This is a genomic window from Tenggerimyces flavus (assembly GCF_016907715.1).
In the GTDB taxonomy this organism is placed as follows: domain Bacteria; phylum Actinomycetota; class Actinomycetes; order Propionibacteriales; family Actinopolymorphaceae; genus Tenggerimyces; species Tenggerimyces flavus.
Map to the genome: position 1 here is coordinate 4,972,419 of NZ_JAFBCM010000001.1, position 15,360 is coordinate 4,987,778.

Below are 15,360 nucleotides of genomic sequence, written 5' to 3' on the forward strand. Positions count from 1 at the left end.
CGACCACCGTGACGGCCCGGTCCGCGGCACCGCCCGGAACCGAGTCGAACCGAGTCGGCCGGCCGTCAGGCAGAATGAGCGCCGTTGACTCGGTTCGACTCGGTTGCTCCCCGACGGCCCGTCGGAGCGGCCAGGCTGCGGACCAGGAAGACGCGACGGAGGGATGCGAACACGATGCGAGGAACGTGGAAGCGGATCGCGGCGGTCGTCGGTCTGGCGGTCGCCGTCCTGGTGCCGACGTCCGGCAGCGGCGCCCAGGCCGTGGTGCCGCCGGACCGGGATCGGGCCCTGAGCCCGATCGCGGTGTTCCAGGAATGCGCGACGGCGCTGCGGATCGAGGGGCACTGGATCGCGAGCTGTGGTCAGGCGCGCGCTGGGGAGGGCCGCGTCGGCACGTACGACTCGGTCCCGGACCGGATCACCTGGGGGCCGTGGCGGACGCGGTTCACCCAGGCCATCCCGAACAGCGTGACCGCGACGGACGGCACGAGCGGAAGGTTCATCGGCTTCCCCGTGGTGTCCAACGCGTTCGGTTGGGCAGTTGTCCACGGCACGCAGTACCAGCGGACCACGGACGCTCAGGGCCGGGTCTCCTATGTGGGTCGGCGCGGTGTGTACACGTACCTCACCAACCGGTTCGTCCCCGACGGATCCGGCTGGTACCCCACGGTCGCCTGTCCTCCGGCGGCGCCTTGCCCGGGATGGTGGTACGAGCCGATCCCCGAGCGTTCAAAAATCCCTAGCTCAGCGACGCCAACAGGTCGGTAAGCTCGCCCGCCGCGGGCACCCCGAGCTCGCTATAGATGCGCAGGGCCTCGGCGAGCTCAGGCCGCGCGGCGGCACCATCCTTGGCATGGAGCAGGCAGCGGCCGATCCCCTCATGAGCCTTGGCCTGCTGCATCAGGTTGCCGTGCCGCGTTGCCAGAGCCAGTGCCTCGCGGTGGCGGCGCTGGGCCTCTTCGGGGCGGGAGAGCAGGCGGAGATCGGTGGCGAGGTCGTTCAGCCCGTCGATCTCCTGGCCGCGGATGCCGGTCTCGCGGGCGATGGCGAGCGCCTGTCCGTGCAGGTCGAGCGCGAGCTCGTGGCGACCTTCGCTGCGCTCGACGTTGCCGAGGTTGCCGAGCGCGACGCCTTCGGCCACGCGATGCCCGAGCTCCCTGGCGACCCTGAGCTGATGCTGGCCGAACGCTCTCGCGTCGTCGTACTTGCCGATCAGCTGGAACAGGTGGCAGAGGTTGCCGCTCGCGATCGCCTCGTTGAGGCGGTTGCCGACCTCGCGATGGATCGATACGGCTTGCTCGAGGTGGTCGATCGCCTCGAGGGTGCGGCCGAGCTCGGCGTTGGTGATGCCGAGATTGCCGTGCGCCCTGCCCTCGCCGGCCCGGTCGCCGTTCTCGCGGTGGACGACGAGGGCCTGTTCGTAGAACCCGATGGCGTCGTCGTACCGGCCGAGCTGCGACGAGGTCGCGCCGAGGTTGACGAGGACGCGGCCGCGTTCGACGCCTGCGGCGACGGTCTCGGCCTGCGTGTGCAGCCGGAGGGCGTCGCGGTGGTGGGCGGCGTCGTCGAGGTACGCGAACAGGATGCTGGACAGATCCACGGCGTGTGCCCGCGACCGATCGGCGACGTCGACCAGGTTCGCGTACTCGGCGTCGAGCCAGGCACGGGCGGCCTCGCGGTCGGCGAACTCGGGCACCGGGAGCTCGATCGGCGACACTGACGGCCGCCGGGCGCGGTCGTGGGGTGAGTACGCGTCCATCGCCTTCGCCGCCGCGAACCGGTAGTAGTCCAGGAGCCGTCCGATCGCCGCTTCCCGAACGGGCGGCGGGTCGCCGCGTCGTGCCTCCTCGGCGGCGAACGCGCGCACCAGGTCGTGCAGCTGGTAGCGGCCGGACTCGAGCGGCTCGAGCATGCTGGCCGCGGCGAGGCTCTGGAGCTGTTCAGTCACCTCGGTGTGCGAGACGCCGGCCAACGCGGCGGCCGCGTAGCCGTCGAGATCGTGTCCCGGATGCAACGACACCAGCCGCAGCAGCCGGGCGACCGCGGCCGGGAACTGCCGGTACGACGAGCGGAACGCCAGCTCCACCCGGTCCTCGATCCGGCCCCGCTCCCGGTCGTCGACCAGCCAGTCGCGATGGTCGGCGAGGGTGACGTCGCCGTACTCGCGGATCCGGCCGGCGATGAGCCGCAGCGCCAGGGGATTGCGCCCGGCAAGCTCGACGACGTCCGCGGCGACCTCCGGCGCCCGGTCGACCAATTCGGCGCCGATCTGGGACCGGAGCAGCTCCAGCGCGTCGGTCGCGGTGAGTGGCTCGAGCCGCAGTCGTACGGCGTCGGGAAGGTCGAGGTGGTGCCGGCTGGTGACCAGCACCACGCTGTGGGGAACGGTGGGGACCAGCGGTTCGACCTGGTCGGCGTGCCGGGCGTTGTCGAGGAGCACGACGACCGGCTGGTCGCCGAGTGCGGTGGCCAGCAGCGAGCGGCGCGTCTGCAACGACTGCCCGGCGAACCGGTGTGCGCTGATCCCCGCGGCGCGGAGGAACCCGTCCAACGCGGCCGCCGGGTCGGCCGGTGGGCTCGCGCTGTCGTACCCGCGCAGGTTCACCGCGAGCCGACGCGCCGGCCCCGATGCCCGCTCGACGAGCCGCGCGCAGTGTGCCGCGAGCGCGGTCTTGCCGGTGCCGGGCATGCCGTGGATCAGCACGACCGCGTTCCCGCTGGAGGCTGTCAGGACCTGCCGGATCTCCTCGTCTCGCCCGACGAAGTCGACGGCCGGGAACGTGGTGTCGACCCGGACGACCGACTGCTGTCCCGCGCCGGCTTCGATCGCCTCGCAGACCTGCCGCCACTCCACGCTGCGCAGCTTGTTGCCCAGCAGCACCTGGGCGATGTCGGCGACGAGGTCGGACTCGATCCGCGTACGGCCGTACTCGAAACAACGCCGGACGGTCTCGAAGCCGAGCGAGCCCCGACCGTTCTCCTGCCGGAGCTCGTCGACCAGTCGGTGGGTCTCACGGATCGACTTCTTGGCCTTGACGCGCAGTTCTCGGAGCCGGGCGACCAACTCGTCGTGGGTCCGTGCGCCGAGGGGGCTGGGGACCTGCCCGGATGCGGCTTCCATGACAGCACCACACCGTAGCGGAGTCGTCAGGCGTGAAGTGCCGTCCGGCGCAGCCAGATCACGTCGCGGCCGAAGGAGAAGAGCTGGGCGGCCAGGGAGAAGGCGGTGATGGCGAGCATGACGGGCGTCGGAACGATGCCGGCCGCGGCCACCACCAGCACGATGCCCTGCATGGCGCCGATCAGCTTGCGCAGCCGGTTCACCGGCAGCGGCGCGTTCAGCCAGGGCATCGCGTAGCCGGCGGCGAGGAACAGGTAGCGCATCAGGCCGATCGCCAGCACCCATGGGCCGAGCGTGCCGGCCACGTAGACGGCCAGCACCAGCGCGAGGAACGAGTCGGCCTCGATGTCGAAGCGCGCGCCGAACGACGAGGCCGTCCCCGTACGCCGCGCCACCCGTCCGTCGACCGCGTCCAACGCCAGCGCCACCGCGGCCATGGAAACCAGCAGAGGTACGGACACCGGTCCGGTGAACGACTCCACGATCAGGGCCGTCACGAGCCCGACGAGCAGCGTCCGCGCCTCGGTCACGTGGTCCGCTGGGCCGAGGGCCGCGCGCCCCGAACGGCGCAGCCCCACGATCAGCAGCCCGGCAACGACGACCGCGTACGTGGTCCCGGCGACACCCGCGACCACCCCGAGCCCCGCCGCCATCAGCGCGGCGAGCAGGGCGGTCTGGGTGGCAGCCCAGGCGACCGGACCGGTCCAGATTGACGTCATCCCCCAAGCTTGCCGGTCTTTCGGCCCGGGGACATCCGCTGTGGCACGACTCACCCTCAGGACACGCACCAACCCTCAGACCGGTTCGATCCCCGTCCGCCACCCGCCAGGGCCGGTGATCATGTACGTGATCGTGAAGCCGAACTGGTCGTATACGCCGGGTTTGCCTTCATGATCACGTACATGATCACGGGGCAGGGCGGTATGGCCATGGGCACCGTGAGCTTCCGGGCCTCACTATGGTCTGGTGGTGATGTCAGACGACGCACGGGCGGCGGCGGGTTCTCGCCCGGACAGTGCTGGGGATCCGAGTCAGGCGTGGCTGGAACTCGCTCCAGACTACGAGCGGGCCCGAACCAAGGAGGACTCACTGGATCGGCTCGTCGAGTGGCCTGCGCAGCGAGAGCTGCTGGGTGATGTCACCGGACGGTCGGTGCTCGATCTCGGTTGCAGCAACGGCGGCAAGCTCGCCGAGCTCGTTCACGACGGCGCGGTCGCGTCCGTGGGGGTCGACGTCAGTGCGAACTTCCTCGGTGACCCGCCAGCTGGCGTGGAGTTCATCCGAGGCGATCTCTCGGAGCTGGACGCGGTGCCCGGGCTTGCCGGACGCACGTTCGACCGGATCTTGTTTCTGCAATCCTTCGGCTACGCGAAGGATCCCGTCCGCACCCTGCAGGCAGCGCGCGCGATGCTGGCCGACGATGGGTTCATCTTGCTGACCAAGACACAACCGATCCGCTACGCCGTCGAACAGGCCGAACAGAACGGAACCTCCTTGGGCGAGGAGTACTTCTCCACCGCCCCGTTCTCGTACGTCAGCGGCTGGAACGAGCAGATCACCCTCACCAAGCGTCCGTACACGATCTCCGACCTGATCAACGTGTTCAGTGCTGCGGGACTGTGGATCGAGACCGCGATCGAGCCCCAACTCTCCGAGGACGCCCGGTGCCGCTACCCGCACAAGCAGGAGTGGATGAACAAGTACCTCGGCATCCTGATCTTCAAGCTCCGGCCCCACCCCGGCCCCTAGCCGCGGACACTCGAGAGCTCCATGCCCAGGGATCCGCGGCGTGACGAGCTCGAGCTGCGTCATTCTCGTCCGCCAGGGTTTTAGCCGGAGCCGCACGCGTCAAGGGCGCCATGGGCGGCGCTTCGCGCGGGATGGCGTCGCTTCGCGATCGCAAGCGACCCCTTGACCCGTACGGCTCCGGCCAACGGGCGGCGGGGACGAGAACGACGCCGCCCCTGGTCGACGCCCCCACCCCCTGAGCGCCGTCAGCTCTCCGCGCCCGCGGTGATCATGTACGTGATCATGAAGCCGAACTGGTCGTATACGCCGGGTTGCCTTCATGATCACGTTCATGATCACGGGGCCGGCCACAGCGGACCCGGCTTCGGACCGTTTTGAATGAAGGGCACCTTCATTCAATAGGTTTGTATGAAGGTGCCCTTCATACAAACCTGCACGGCGGCCACCCACCGAGCTAGGACGAGGTGGAGCTCAGCGCCTTCCGGCGGTTCCAGCCCCGAACGGCACACCAGGCGCCGCTGCCCAGCAACGCCGCGGCCGCGAGCCGCGTGCCTGCCCACATCAGGACCTCGTTGTCGGCATCGGCCGGCCGCAGTACGAAGACGATCACCATCAGCGCGGCCACGCCGGCGGCCAACAAGACAGAGCCGACGGCGAGAAGCACCGACGGGTGGACCCGCGACTTCGCATCCCCGTTCATGCCGTCCATGGTAGGTAATTCCCGACCTGCGACGACTAGTCCAAAGGTCTCGACCTCATGACACCAAAGTCATGAAACGATGACCCCCATGGCCGGTGCGGAGCGGGGGAACGCCACGTCGCCGGGCATCCCTGCCCAGATCCCCGAGCAGCGGCATCCCGAGGCGGAAACTCCGACGCAGCCACCACGCCGACCTGACGAGTCCATGTCGCTCATGCGCGAGCTCGTCTCCCACGCTCTCGACGACGGATACGCGTCGGCGGCGGCGAGGCGTGACCCGAACAAGCCGAAGAAGAAGCGCAAGGTCCCCGTCTTCGTCGTCGCGATCGTGCTCTTCGGCTTGATCATCACCGTCGCCGCGATCCAGACCCGGCAGTCCGCGCCCGCTGTCGCGAAGGAGAAGGCGGAGCTCGCCGAACGGATCACCACCGAGACCCAGCGCGTCGACGACCAGCGGGCGAGGGCCGAACGGCTGCAGCGCGACATCACCCGTATGCAGAACGACGCCCTCGAGTCCTCCGTCGGCGGCCAGGCGCTGCGCGAACGCCTGCAGGCCCTCGAGACGCTCACCGGCACCGGCCGGGTCGTCGGACCGGGCGTACGGATCATCGTCGACGACGCCGCGATCGACGAGGTGTCCGGCGGGGAGGAGTCGGCGAACAACCGGATCCTCGACCTCGACCTGCAGCAGCTCGTCAACGGCCTGTGGGCCGCGGGCGCCGAGGCGATCGCGATCAACGGCGAGCGGCTCACCGTTCTCACCGCGATCCGCGGCGCCGACAAGTCGATCACCGTCGACTACCGTCCGCTCGCCCGGCCGTACACCGTCGAGGCGATCGGCGACCCCGCGACGCTCGAGGCCCGCTTCGCCGAAAGCCCCGGCGGCGTGTGGCTCCACAACCTGAAGGCGGTAGCGAACATCCGATACGAGACCCACACGATCGACGAGATCGCGCTACCGGCAGACTCTGGGGCACAGCTTCGTTACGCCCGTACGGAAGGCGCCCCCAGGTGATCGCCACTCTCGGTCTCGTGGTCGGCATCGTCTTGGGACTGCTCCTCCAGCCCGCGGTACCGCTCTGGATGCAGCCCTATCTGCCGATCGCCGTCGTCGCCGCGCTGGACGCGGTGTTCGGCGGCCTGCGGGCGCTGCTCGACGGCATCTTCGACGACAAGGTGTTCGTGGTCTCGTTCATCGGCAACGTGCTGGTCGCGGCGCTGATCGTCTACCTCGGCGACCAGCTCGGCGTCGGCGCGCAGCTGTCGACCGGCGTGGTCGTCGTCCTCGGGATCCGCATCTTCTCCAACGTCGCCGCGATCAGGCGAAGACTCTTCAAGGCCTGACGATGAAGATCACGAACCCCGCCTGGAGGCGCCTCGTCCGAGCGTTCCGACCGCACGTGTCGCGGTCGCAGATCGCCGGCGCGGTGCTGCTCGCGCTGCTGGGGTTCGCGGCCGCGGTGCAGGTGCGCGCGTTGCGTACCGACTCCGGCTACCCGGGTACGGCGAGCCGCACCGAGCTGATCCAGGTCCTCGACGGCCTGCAGCAGAAGTCGCGCTCGCTCGAGTCGGAGATCAGCGAGGCCGAGCAGGTACGCGCCCGGCTGACCTCGGACAAGGACAAGACGAGTACGGCAATCGAGCAGGCCGACGAACGCGCGGTCACGCTCGGCATCCTGGCCGGAACGCTGCCGGCGGCCGGCCCGGGCATCAAGCTCACGATCTCCGGGAGCGGCGACGCGATCTACGCGGCGCTGATCCTGAACACGATCGAGGAGCTCCGCGATGCCGGCGCGGAGGCGATCGAGATCAACGACCAGGTCCGCGTGGTCGCGAGCAGCTACATGCTCGACGGACAGGGCGGCATCGTCGTGGACCAGTCGCTGATCCCGCCGCCGTACACGATCGAGGCGATCGGCGACCCGCGCACGCTCGCCACCGCGATGCGCATCCCCGGCGGCGTGGTCGACTCGGTCGACGACAAGGGCGGCCACGTCCAGGTCAGCGAGCTCGACGACACCGCGATCAACACCGTGCACCGACCGCGGCCGCCGCGGTTCGCCAAGCCGGCGCCCGACGGCGAGGGCGGCGACTAGGCGACTAGGCGACCCGGCGTGTGCCGAGACCAACCGTTCCCAGAAAGGCCCCAGCAGTGACTTATCCCGACGACCTCAAGTACACGAGCGAGCACGAGTGGGTGCGCGAGCCCGGCGAGTCCGACGGGAGCGTGCGGGTCGGCATCACGAACTACGCGCAGGACGCGCTCGGCGACATCGTGTACGTCACGCTGCCGGAGGTCGGCGCCAAGGTGACCCGCGGCGAGGCGTGCGGCGAGCTCGAGTCGACGAAGAGCGTGAGCGACATCTACGCGCCGTTGACCGGCCAGATCGTCGCGCGGAACGAGGCCCTGGACACCTCGCCGGAGCTGGTGAACAGCGACCCGTACGGCGACGGTTGGATGTTCGAGCTGCAGACGTCGAACGCGGACGAGCTGGACGACCTGCTGTCGGCCGCGGACTACGAGGCCGAGGTCGAGAAGGGCTGAGACTCTCTCAGTCGCAGAGAGTCGGAGAGAGTTGATCGGCGGAGTTGACCACCGTTCGCGACGACAATAGGTTTCCCAGATGCCTGGACCTCAAGTGTGGGTCAAGGGTTCGGTCGTGCGGGTGCTCGAGTAGGTCTTGTAGGAGGAGAGTCACACATGGTGGTCTGCGCGCATTGCGGGCATGAGAACCCGGAGGGCAGCCGGTTCTGCTCGCAGTGCGGCCGCGCGCTCGGGGAGGAACGTCCGGCCGAGCAGACGGCGACGATCGCGCCGGTGGTGATCGACTCGGAGTACGACCGTGCCGAGGCCGAGCTCGCGCCGCAGGAGCAGGCGGCGGTCGACGCGCTGCCGCCGGGGTGTGCGCTGCTGATCGTTCAGCGCGGCCCGAGCGCGGGGAGCCGGTTCCTGCTCGACACCGACCTGGTGACGGCCGGGCGGCATCCGGACAGCGACATCTTCCTCGACGACGTGACCGTGTCGCGCCGGCACGCGGAGTTCCGCCGTACGCCGGACGGCTTCGCGGTGCACGACGTCGGCTCGCTGAACGGCTCGTACGTGAACCGCGATCGGATCGACGAGGTCGTGCTCGCCGGTGGCGACGAGGTGCAGATCGGCAAGTTCCGGCTGGTCTACTTCGCCAGCCAACGCGGCGGCTTCGGTGCCGCTTCCGCCGACAGCAGTGGTGCGGAGGGCACTACGTGAGCCGTGCGGCGTCCGCTCGGTCCAGTGGGTCCAGCAGGTCCAGCGGCACCTTCTCGATCGGGGAGGTGCTCTCTCAGCTACGTCCGGACTTTCCCGACGTGACGATCTCGAAGATCCGGTTCCTCGAGGCCGAGGGGCTGATCGAGCCGCAGCGGGCCCCGTCGGGGTACCGGAAGTTCGGGCACCACGACGTCGAGCGGCTGCGCTTCGTTCTCACCGCGCAGCGCGACCACTACCTGCCGCTGCGGGTGATCAAGGACCATCTGGACGCGCTCGACCAGGGCTTGGAGCCGCCGGCGTTGCCGGTCGGGCCGCCGCAGGTGCCGCGGATGGTGTCGCCGGGGGAGTCGCATCCCCAGTCGGAGGCGTTCCGGCACGACGAACGGGAGCTGCGGCTGTCGCGGGCGGAGCTGCTGGAGTCGGCGGAGATCGACGCGGCGTTGTTGGACCAGTTGGAGTCGTACGGCCTGGTGTTGTCGCGTGCGGGGCGGGAGCCGTACGACGGGGACGCGTTGGTGATCGCGCGGATCGCCGGCGAGCTGGCTTCGTACGGTGTGGAGCCGCGGCATCTGCGTGCGTTCAAGACCGCGGCGGACCGCGAGGTCGGGCTCTTCGAGCAGGTCGTGGCGCCGCTGTTGCGCCAGCGCGGAGTCTCGTCGCAGGGACGCGCAGAAGAGGTCGTCCGCGAGCTGGCGGCATTGTCGGTACGACTGCACGCGACTTTGGTCAAAGTGGGATTGCGGTCGCGTTCTTAATCGAGTCGGCTCGTCGAAGAAGCAGCCCAAGTGCACATCGGTCATGCCGCTGACAGGCGGTGGCCGGCCGAACCGGCGCGAAACTGAGCGAGGCGACTCGACCATGTCACAGGGTCGCAAGCTTCCGGGTGTCCTCGGGGGTAATGTGGTCGATATGCGGGAGCTCGACGTGGTCGGTGTCAGGGTCGAAATGCCGTCCAACCAGCCGATCGTCCTGCTCCGGGAGGTCGGGGGCGAACGGTTCCTGCCGATCTGGGTAGGGGCCGCCGAAGCGAGCGCTATCGCCCATGCGCAACAAGGGATCGTGCCGCCGCGGCCGCTGACCCACGACCTGTTCCGGGACGTGCTGGTCGCGACCGGGCAGGAGCTGACCGAGGTCCGCATCACCGATCTGCGCGAGGGTGTCTTCTACGGCATCCTCGCGTTCGCGTCCGGCGTCGAGGTGAGCGCGCGGCCGTCCGACTCCATCGCGCTGGCGCTGCGGCTCGGCGTGAAGATCGTCTGCGCGGACGAGGTGCTGACCGAGGCCGGCGTCGCGATCCCGGACGAGCAGGAGGCCGAGGTCGAGAAGTTCCGCGAGTTCCTCGACCAGGTCACCCCGGACGACTTCGACAGCCCGAACAACCCGAACCAATAGTTCCCGCCGAACGTGCGTTCGAGCAGGTGAGAGGCACCTCGACCTCAAGTTGAGGTTGCGACACGACACGCCGCTTCCCGCGTTGACCCACCCGGCTGGGCGGCATACCGTGACGACGAAACCTCTTGATGTAACTCCACGCACGTAAGTACCAAGAAGCGCCGCCGCGGCAGGGTGCCCGGCGGAGATGGTGGGAGGCCGGCGTGAGCAGCACGGGAGACCAAAGCGGGCTAGGTGCCGCTACGACCGCGCCTGGAATGACACAGCCAGAACGTACGGACGCCATCGTCGCGGCCGGTGAGCAGGGACTGCTCTTCGGCCCGGAGGACGGCATGCCCGAGGCGCCCGCCGAGGACGTGGGTTATCGGGGTCCGACCGCCTGTTCGGCGGCGGGCATCACGTACCGCCAGCTCGACTACTGGGCCCGCACCGGCCTGGTCGAGCCCACCATCCGCCCCGCGACCGGCTCCGGGACGCAGCGGCTGTACTCGTTCCGCGACATCCTGCTGCTCAAGGTGATCAAGCGGCTGCTTGACGCCGGGGTCTCGTTGCAGCAGATCCGCACCGCGGTGACACACCTGCGCGACCGCGGTGCTGACGACCTCGCCGACATCACGTTGATGAGCGACGGCGCGAGCGTGTACGAGTGCACCTCGCCGGACGAGGTCATCGACCTGCTCCAGGGTGGTCAGGGCGTGTTCGGCATCGCGCTCGGCCGAGTCTCCCGCGAGGTCGAGGGCACGCTCGCGGAGCTGCCGGGCGAACGTACCGGCGGCGGCGAGACCAGCGCCGACCCGCACCCGAGCGACGAGCTCGCGCGGCGCAGGCAGTCCCGCGCCATCTAGTACTCCGCACCGCCGACACGCCCTCGCCGACATAACGGCGGGGGCGTGTTGCTGCCCTGGTACCGTTATTCACGCCACAGATCCCGTGTGGGAGAGTCCCCGTTTCGGCGGGGCGCCGAAGGGGCAACCATCCCCGGAACCTCTCAGGCCAACGGACCACATGGACGAGGCGACTCTGGAGCGCGCGGCGTGACAGAGGGGGAGCACACCTATAGACGCGAGCCGTCGAAGGGATGAGCCCCATGGTCGCCTTTGCCGAACGTCACATCGGCCCGTCGTCCGAGGACCGGGCGAAGATGCTCGCCGCCACCGGCTACGGCTCCCTCGACGAGCTCGTCAACGCGGCCGTTCCCACCACCATCCGCACCGACCGGCCGTTGTCGCTTCCGGACGCGGCGAGCGAGGCGGAGGCGCTGGCCGAGCTGCGCGCGTACGCCGATCGCAACCTCCGGCTGACCAGCATGATCGGCCTCGGCTACTACGACACCGACACCCCGGCCGTGATCCGGCGGAACGTGCTGGAGAGCCCGGCCTGGTACACCGCCTACACGCCGTACCAGCCCGAGATCAGCCAGGGCCGGCTCGAGGCGCTCGTCAATTTCCAGACGGTGCTCACCGATCTCACCGGTCTGGACGTCGCGGGTGCGTCGCTGCTCGACGAAGCGACGGCCGCCGCCGAGGCGATGACGCTGATCCGGCGGACCAACCGTTCCGCCAAGAGCACTCGCTTCGTCGTCGACGCCGACGCGCTGCCGCAGACGATCGCGGTTGTGCAGACGCGCGCCGAACCGCTGGGCATCGAGGTCGTGGTCGCCGACCTCACCGAGGGGCTGCCGGAGGGCGAGTTCTTCGGCGTGCTGCTGCAGTATCCGGGCGCGAGCGGCGCGCTGCGCGACCCCGCGTCGCTGGTGCGCGACGCGCACGAGCGTGGCGCCGAGGTGGCTGTCGCCGCCGACCTGCTCGCGTTGACGCTCGTACGTTCGCCGGGCGAGCTCGGCGCCAACATCGCGGTGGGCAACACCCAGCGCTTCGGCGTTCCGCTGATGTACGGCGGTCCGCACGCCGGGTACATGGCCGTACGCAAGGGGCTCGAGCGGTCGCTGCCCGGCCGGCTCGTCGGCGTCTCGGTGGACGCGGCGGGCAAGCCCGCGTACCGGCTCGCCCTGCAGACGCGCGAGCAGCACATCCGGCGCGAGAAGGCGACCAGCAACATCTGCACCGCGCAGGTCCTGCTCGCGGTCGTCGCCGGGATGTACGCGGTCTACCACGGGCCGGCGGGGCTGAAGGCCATCGCCGCTCGAGTGCATCGACACGCTTCCACGTTGGCCGAGGGACTGCGGCAGGGCGGCGTCGAGCTGGTGTCCGAGTCCTTCTTCGACACGGTCTCGGCGTACGTCCCGGGCCGGGCCGCCGAGGTCGTCGCCGCAGCCCGCGACCGCGGTGTCAACCTGCGCTTGACGGACGCCGACCACGTCGGCGTCGCGTGCGACGAGCTCACGACGCTGGCGCATGTCGAGGCGGTGTGGGAGGCGTTCGGCGTCGGCCCGTACTCCGATCTGTCCGCTGGCATGGCGATTCCCGAGGCGCTGCGGCGGACCAGCGCGTACCTGACCCACCCGGTGTTCGACCGGTACCACTCCGAGACGTCGATGCTGCGCTACCTGCGTGGGCTCGCCGACGACGACTTCGGACTCGACCGGGGCATGATCCCGCTCGGCTCCTGCACGATGAAGCTCAACCCCACCACGGCGATGGAGCCGATCAGCTGGCCGGAATTCGCGGGCATCCACCCGTTCGCGCCGGACGAGGACACCGAGGGCTACCGCGAGCTGATCCACCAGCTCGAGTCGTGGCTCGCCGAGGTGACCGGGTACGCGGCGGTGTCGGTGCAGCCGAACGCGGGCTCGCAGGGTGAGCTCGCCGGGCTGATGGCGATCCGCGCGTACCACCGGGCGCAGGGCCAGCCCGACCGCGACCTGTGCCTGATCCCGGCGTCCGCGCACGGCACCAACGCGGCGTCGGCGGTGATGGCCGGCATGCGCGTCGCGGTGGTCGCGACGGCCGACGACGGAACGATCGACCACGCCGACCTCGAGGCGAAGGTCGAGCAGCACCGCGACCGGCTCGCGGCGATCATGATGACGTACCCGTCGACGCACGGCGTGTACGAGTCGGACGTCCGCTGGGTCTGCGACATCGTGCACGAGGCGGGCGGGCAAGTCTACGTTGACGGCGCGAACCTGAACGCCCTGCTCGGTCTCGCGCGCCTCGGCGAGTTCGGCGGAGATGTCTCACATCTCAACCTGCACAAAACATTCTGCATCCCGCACGGCGGTGGCGGTCCGGGCGTCGGACCGGTTGCCGTACGCGAGCACCTCGCGCCGTATCTGCCCGGGCACCCGGTGCTCGGCGCGGACTCGGCGGTCGGCCCGGTGTCCGCGGCGCCGTACGGTTCGGCCGGGATCCTGCCGATCACCTGGGCGTACATCCGCATGATGGGCGGGCCGGGACTGACGGAGGCGACGGAGACCGCGGTGCTCGCGGCCAACTACGTCGCGACGCGGCTCGCGCCGCACTTCCGCGTGCTCTACACCGGGCGCGGCGGGCTGGTCGCCCACGAGTGCATCATCGACCTGCGGGACCTGACGAAGTCGACAGGCGTGACGGTCGACGATGTCGCGAAGCGGCTGATCGACTACGGCTTCCACGCGCCGACGATGAGCTTCCCCGTGGCGGGCACGTTCATGGTCGAGCCGACGGAGTCGGAGGATCTGGCGGAGCTGGACCGGTTCTGCGACGCGATGATCGCGATCCGCGGGGAGATCGACCGGGTCGGCTCGGGGGAGTGGCCGGCGGACGACAACCCGCTGCGGAACGCGCCGCACACGATCGAGATGATCGCGGACTCGTCGTGGTCGCACTCGTACTCGCGTGAGGACGCCGCCTACCCGGTCGCGACGCTGCGCCGGCGGAAGTACTGGTCGCCGGTGCGCCGGATCGACCAGGCGTACGGCGACCGCAACCTCGTCTGCGTCTGCCCGCCGCCGGACGCGTTCGCGGAGTAGCTACTTCGTCTTCTTGTACTCGGCGTAGCGGCGGAGCATGTGGCTGGCGTCGGCATCGACGAAGGCGAAGAAGTCGCGAGTCTCCTCGAGCCGTTGCCGCTGGTCTCGATCGGCTGAGGCGCGCATTGCGAGGCCTTGGTCGAGCGTGTCGAGCACCATCCGCAGGCCGGAGAACTGGATGCGGAGCACCTGGCTCCACCCGCCCGGCATGACTCGGTAGCGGTGCTGCCGGTTGGCGGCGGGAACGCGTTCGATCAAGCCCGCTTCGACCATTTGCCTCGTGACCGTGCTGATCGACGCCTTGCTGACCTGGAGCGCGGAGGCGAGCTCGGTGAGGGACGGGCTCGGCGGATCGCAGATCAGCAGCGCGCCGTAGATCCGGCCCATCGTGCGTGCGCCGCCGAACCGTTCCATGACCAGGCCCATCCGGTCGACGAACGCGTTCTCCTCCGGACTCAGCTCCATGCCTGCTGACCATACAGTTCGTTCAGGACGTACTGAACGTGTCCGGGCTCGCGGAGAACAGCCGGTCCAGGTGGTAGTCGACGACCCGACGGACCGCTGCCACCGATCGCCGTTCGTAGAGGATGTCCAGGCCGATGCCGGAGATGCCGGACACGAGGAGGTCAGCCTCGTGCTGAGCCACGTTGCCGTCAAGGCCGCCTTGCGTCAGGATCGCCGCCACGAGCTCCTCGAGTGGATGCTCGTCGCTCAGGAACACCGCCGCGAGCGCCGGGTCGGTGAGGCTGCGGGCGAAGTACGCGGCGTACACGAGCTGGTTGCGGCGTCGTTCGTCGTCCAGCGGCAGGAACTCGTCGAAGATCACCTCGAGCAGCTCACGTGGCGGCAGCGGTGCCTGCTGCGCGGCGATCCGGCGTAGCGTACGGGCCTCGTTGTCCGCATTGAGCATCCGGAGCGCCGTGACGAGCAGCGCGTGCTTGTTCGCGAAGTAGTACTGCACCACTCGTAGGGAAACCCCGGCCTCGCCGGCGATCTAGCGCATGCTCGCCGCGTCGAGTCCGCGCGTCGACGCCATGCGCCAGACCGCCTCGACGATCTGCCGGCGCCGCTTCGCCTGCGCGGTCGGCGGCTCCGGCGGCTCGGGCTCGGGCGGTTGCCGGCGCCGCCGGTACGCCCGGGCTTGGCAACTCCGCGAGCAGTACACCGCCGGTCGCCCGCGGGAGGACGCCGGGAGCTCGTCGCCACCCTGGTCGTGCTCGGCGTCCTCGACGTGCTGCACA

At 69.6% G+C, this 15,360-nt stretch carries 17 protein-coding genes and 1 riboswitch; of the genes, 11 read left to right on the forward strand and 6 right to left on the reverse strand.

From position 1 onward, the window contains the following. Positions 1-174: 174 nt before the first annotated feature. A complete protein-coding gene (locus JOD67_RS23220) occupies positions 175-768 on the forward strand; it encodes a hypothetical protein (protein WP_205119807.1) in 594 nt (197 codons plus the stop codon). Here the strand turns inward: JOD67_RS23220 and JOD67_RS23225 are convergent. Both JOD67_RS23225 and JOD67_RS23230 read right to left on the reverse strand, forming a co-directional pair. Next, positions 740-3,121 carry a tetratricopeptide repeat protein gene (locus JOD67_RS23225; RefSeq protein WP_205119808.1) on the reverse strand — a complete coding sequence of 794 codons (2,382 nt, stop codon included), beginning with the start codon at positions 3,119-3,121 and terminating at the stop codon, positions 740-742. The two genes, JOD67_RS23220 and JOD67_RS23225, sit on opposite strands and share 29 nt — an antisense overlap. Positions 3,122-3,147: 26 nt before the next feature. Then, positions 3,148-3,840 (reverse strand): CDP-alcohol phosphatidyltransferase family protein, encoded by a 693-nt coding sequence (locus JOD67_RS23230; RefSeq protein WP_205119809.1) that lies wholly within the window; start codon positions 3,838-3,840, stop codon positions 3,148-3,150. 253 nt (positions 3,841-4,093) lie between these two features. Here JOD67_RS23230 and JOD67_RS23235 point away from each other — a divergent pair, with 253 nt between their 5' ends. After that, a complete protein-coding gene (locus JOD67_RS23235; RefSeq protein ID WP_205119810.1) occupies positions 4,094-4,870 on the forward strand; it encodes a class I SAM-dependent methyltransferase in 777 nt (258 codons plus the stop codon). Between the two features lie 454 nt (positions 4,871-5,324). On the opposite strand, the gene JOD67_RS23240 is transcribed toward JOD67_RS23235, so the two are convergent. Further along, positions 5,325-5,570 (reverse strand): hypothetical protein, encoded by a 246-nt coding sequence (locus tag JOD67_RS23240; protein ID WP_205119811.1) that lies wholly within the window; start codon positions 5,568-5,570, stop codon positions 5,325-5,327. Between the two features lie 88 nt (positions 5,571-5,658). On the opposite strand from JOD67_RS23240, the gene JOD67_RS23245 reads away from it, so the two are divergent. From JOD67_RS23245 to gcvP, 9 genes are all read left to right on the forward strand, one after another. Further along, complete coding sequence (locus JOD67_RS23245) at positions 5,659-6,585, forward strand: DUF881 domain-containing protein (protein ID WP_205119812.1); 927 nt, start codon at positions 5,659-5,661, stop codon at positions 6,583-6,585. Further along, positions 6,582-6,914: a small basic family protein gene (locus JOD67_RS23250; protein WP_205119813.1), complete on the forward strand. Its 333-nt coding sequence runs from the start codon at positions 6,582-6,584 to the stop codon at positions 6,912-6,914. The genes JOD67_RS23245 and JOD67_RS23250 overlap by 4 nt, the downstream gene beginning before the upstream one ends. 2 nt (positions 6,915-6,916) lie before the next feature. Next, complete coding sequence (locus tag JOD67_RS23255) at positions 6,917-7,666, forward strand: DUF881 domain-containing protein (protein WP_205119814.1); 750 nt, start codon at positions 6,917-6,919, stop codon at positions 7,664-7,666. Between the two features lie 56 nt (positions 7,667-7,722). After that, complete coding sequence (gcvH, locus tag JOD67_RS23260; protein WP_205119815.1) at positions 7,723-8,115, forward strand: glycine cleavage system protein GcvH; 393 nt, start codon at positions 7,723-7,725, stop codon at positions 8,113-8,115. A 156-nt stretch (positions 8,116-8,271) separates the two neighbouring features. After that, complete coding sequence (locus JOD67_RS23265; RefSeq protein WP_205119816.1) at positions 8,272-8,817, forward strand: double zinc ribbon and FHA domain-containing protein; 546 nt, start codon at positions 8,272-8,274, stop codon at positions 8,815-8,817. A 65-nt stretch (positions 8,818-8,882) separates the two neighbouring features. After that, positions 8,883-9,572, forward strand: coding sequence for a transcriptional regulator FtsR (gene ftsR, locus JOD67_RS23270; RefSeq protein WP_307782515.1), 690 nt, complete (start codon positions 8,883-8,885; stop codon positions 9,570-9,572). Between the two features lie 154 nt (positions 9,573-9,726). Then, positions 9,727-10,209: a bifunctional nuclease family protein gene (locus tag JOD67_RS23275; RefSeq protein WP_205119818.1), complete on the forward strand. Its 483-nt coding sequence runs from the start codon at positions 9,727-9,729 to the stop codon at positions 10,207-10,209. Positions 10,210-10,466: 257 nt separating this feature from the next. Further along, positions 10,467-11,054 carry a MerR family transcriptional regulator gene (locus JOD67_RS23280; RefSeq protein ID WP_205119819.1) on the forward strand — a complete coding sequence of 196 codons (588 nt, stop codon included), beginning with the start codon at positions 10,467-10,469 and terminating at the stop codon, positions 11,052-11,054. Positions 11,055-11,132: 78 nt separating this feature from the next. Beyond that, positions 11,133-11,223, forward strand: a riboswitch (glycine riboswitch). Positions 11,224-11,296: 73 nt separating this feature from the next. Beyond that, on the forward strand, positions 11,297-14,119 hold the full coding sequence (gene gcvP / locus JOD67_RS23285) for an aminomethyl-transferring glycine dehydrogenase (RefSeq protein ID WP_205119820.1): 2,823 nt from the start codon (positions 11,297-11,299) through the stop codon (positions 14,117-14,119). On the opposite strand, the gene JOD67_RS23290 is transcribed toward gcvP, so the two are convergent. Genes JOD67_RS23290 through JOD67_RS23300 form a run of 3 tightly spaced genes read right to left on the reverse strand, consistent with a single transcriptional unit; the run spans position 14,120 to position 15,359 of the window. After that, a complete protein-coding gene (locus tag JOD67_RS23290) occupies positions 14,120-14,584 on the reverse strand; it encodes a GbsR/MarR family transcriptional regulator (RefSeq protein ID WP_205119821.1) in 465 nt (154 codons plus the stop codon). It lies immediately after the preceding gene. 22 nt (positions 14,585-14,606) lie between these two features. Beyond that, positions 14,607-15,080 carry a TetR family transcriptional regulator C-terminal domain-containing protein gene (locus tag JOD67_RS23295; protein ID WP_205119822.1) on the reverse strand — a complete coding sequence of 158 codons (474 nt, stop codon included), beginning with the start codon at positions 15,078-15,080 and terminating at the stop codon, positions 14,607-14,609. A gap of 33 nt (positions 15,081-15,113) precedes the next feature. Beyond that, a complete protein-coding gene (locus JOD67_RS23300; RefSeq protein WP_205119823.1) occupies positions 15,114-15,359 on the reverse strand; it encodes a hypothetical protein in 246 nt (81 codons plus the stop codon). Position 15,360: the final 1 nt, after the last annotated feature.

What these genes read in the sequence shown, in the direction of transcription:
- JOD67_RS23245 (WP_205119812.1), top strand. Translation starts at nt 5,659, where the DNA reads ATGGCCGGTGCGGAGCGGGGGAACGCCACGTCGCCGGGCATCCCTGCC.
- JOD67_RS23275 (WP_205119818.1), top strand. Translation starts at nt 9,727, where the DNA reads ATGCGGGAGCTCGACGTGGTCGGTGTCAGGGTCGAAATGCCGTCCAAC.
- JOD67_RS23255 (WP_205119814.1), top strand. Translation starts at nt 6,917, where the DNA reads ATGAAGATCACGAACCCCGCCTGGAGGCGCCTCGTCCGAGCGTTCCGA.
- JOD67_RS23280 (WP_205119819.1), top strand. Translation starts at nt 10,467, where the DNA reads ATGACACAGCCAGAACGTACGGACGCCATCGTCGCGGCCGGTGAGCAG.
- JOD67_RS23265 (WP_205119816.1), top strand. Translation starts at nt 8,272, where the DNA reads ATGGTGGTCTGCGCGCATTGCGGGCATGAGAACCCGGAGGGCAGCCGG.
- JOD67_RS23240 (WP_205119811.1), bottom strand. Translation starts at nt 5,570, where the DNA reads ATGAACGGGGATGCGAAGTCGCGGGTCCACCCGTCGGTGCTTCTCGCC.
- JOD67_RS23230 (WP_205119809.1), bottom strand. Translation starts at nt 3,840, where the DNA reads ATGACGTCAATCTGGACCGGTCCGGTCGCCTGGGCTGCCACCCAGACC.
- JOD67_RS23235 (WP_205119810.1), top strand. Translation starts at nt 4,094, where the DNA reads ATGTCAGACGACGCACGGGCGGCGGCGGGTTCTCGCCCGGACAGTGCT.
- JOD67_RS23220 (WP_205119807.1), top strand. Translation starts at nt 175, where the DNA reads ATGCGAGGAACGTGGAAGCGGATCGCGGCGGTCGTCGGTCTGGCGGTC.
- gcvP (WP_205119820.1), top strand. Translation starts at nt 11,297, where the DNA reads ATGGTCGCCTTTGCCGAACGTCACATCGGCCCGTCGTCCGAGGACCGG.
- JOD67_RS23290 (WP_205119821.1), bottom strand. Translation starts at nt 14,584, where the DNA reads ATGGAGCTGAGTCCGGAGGAGAACGCGTTCGTCGACCGGATGGGCCTG.
- JOD67_RS23225 (WP_205119808.1), bottom strand. Translation starts at nt 3,121, where the DNA reads ATGGAAGCCGCATCCGGGCAGGTCCCCAGCCCCCTCGGCGCACGGACC.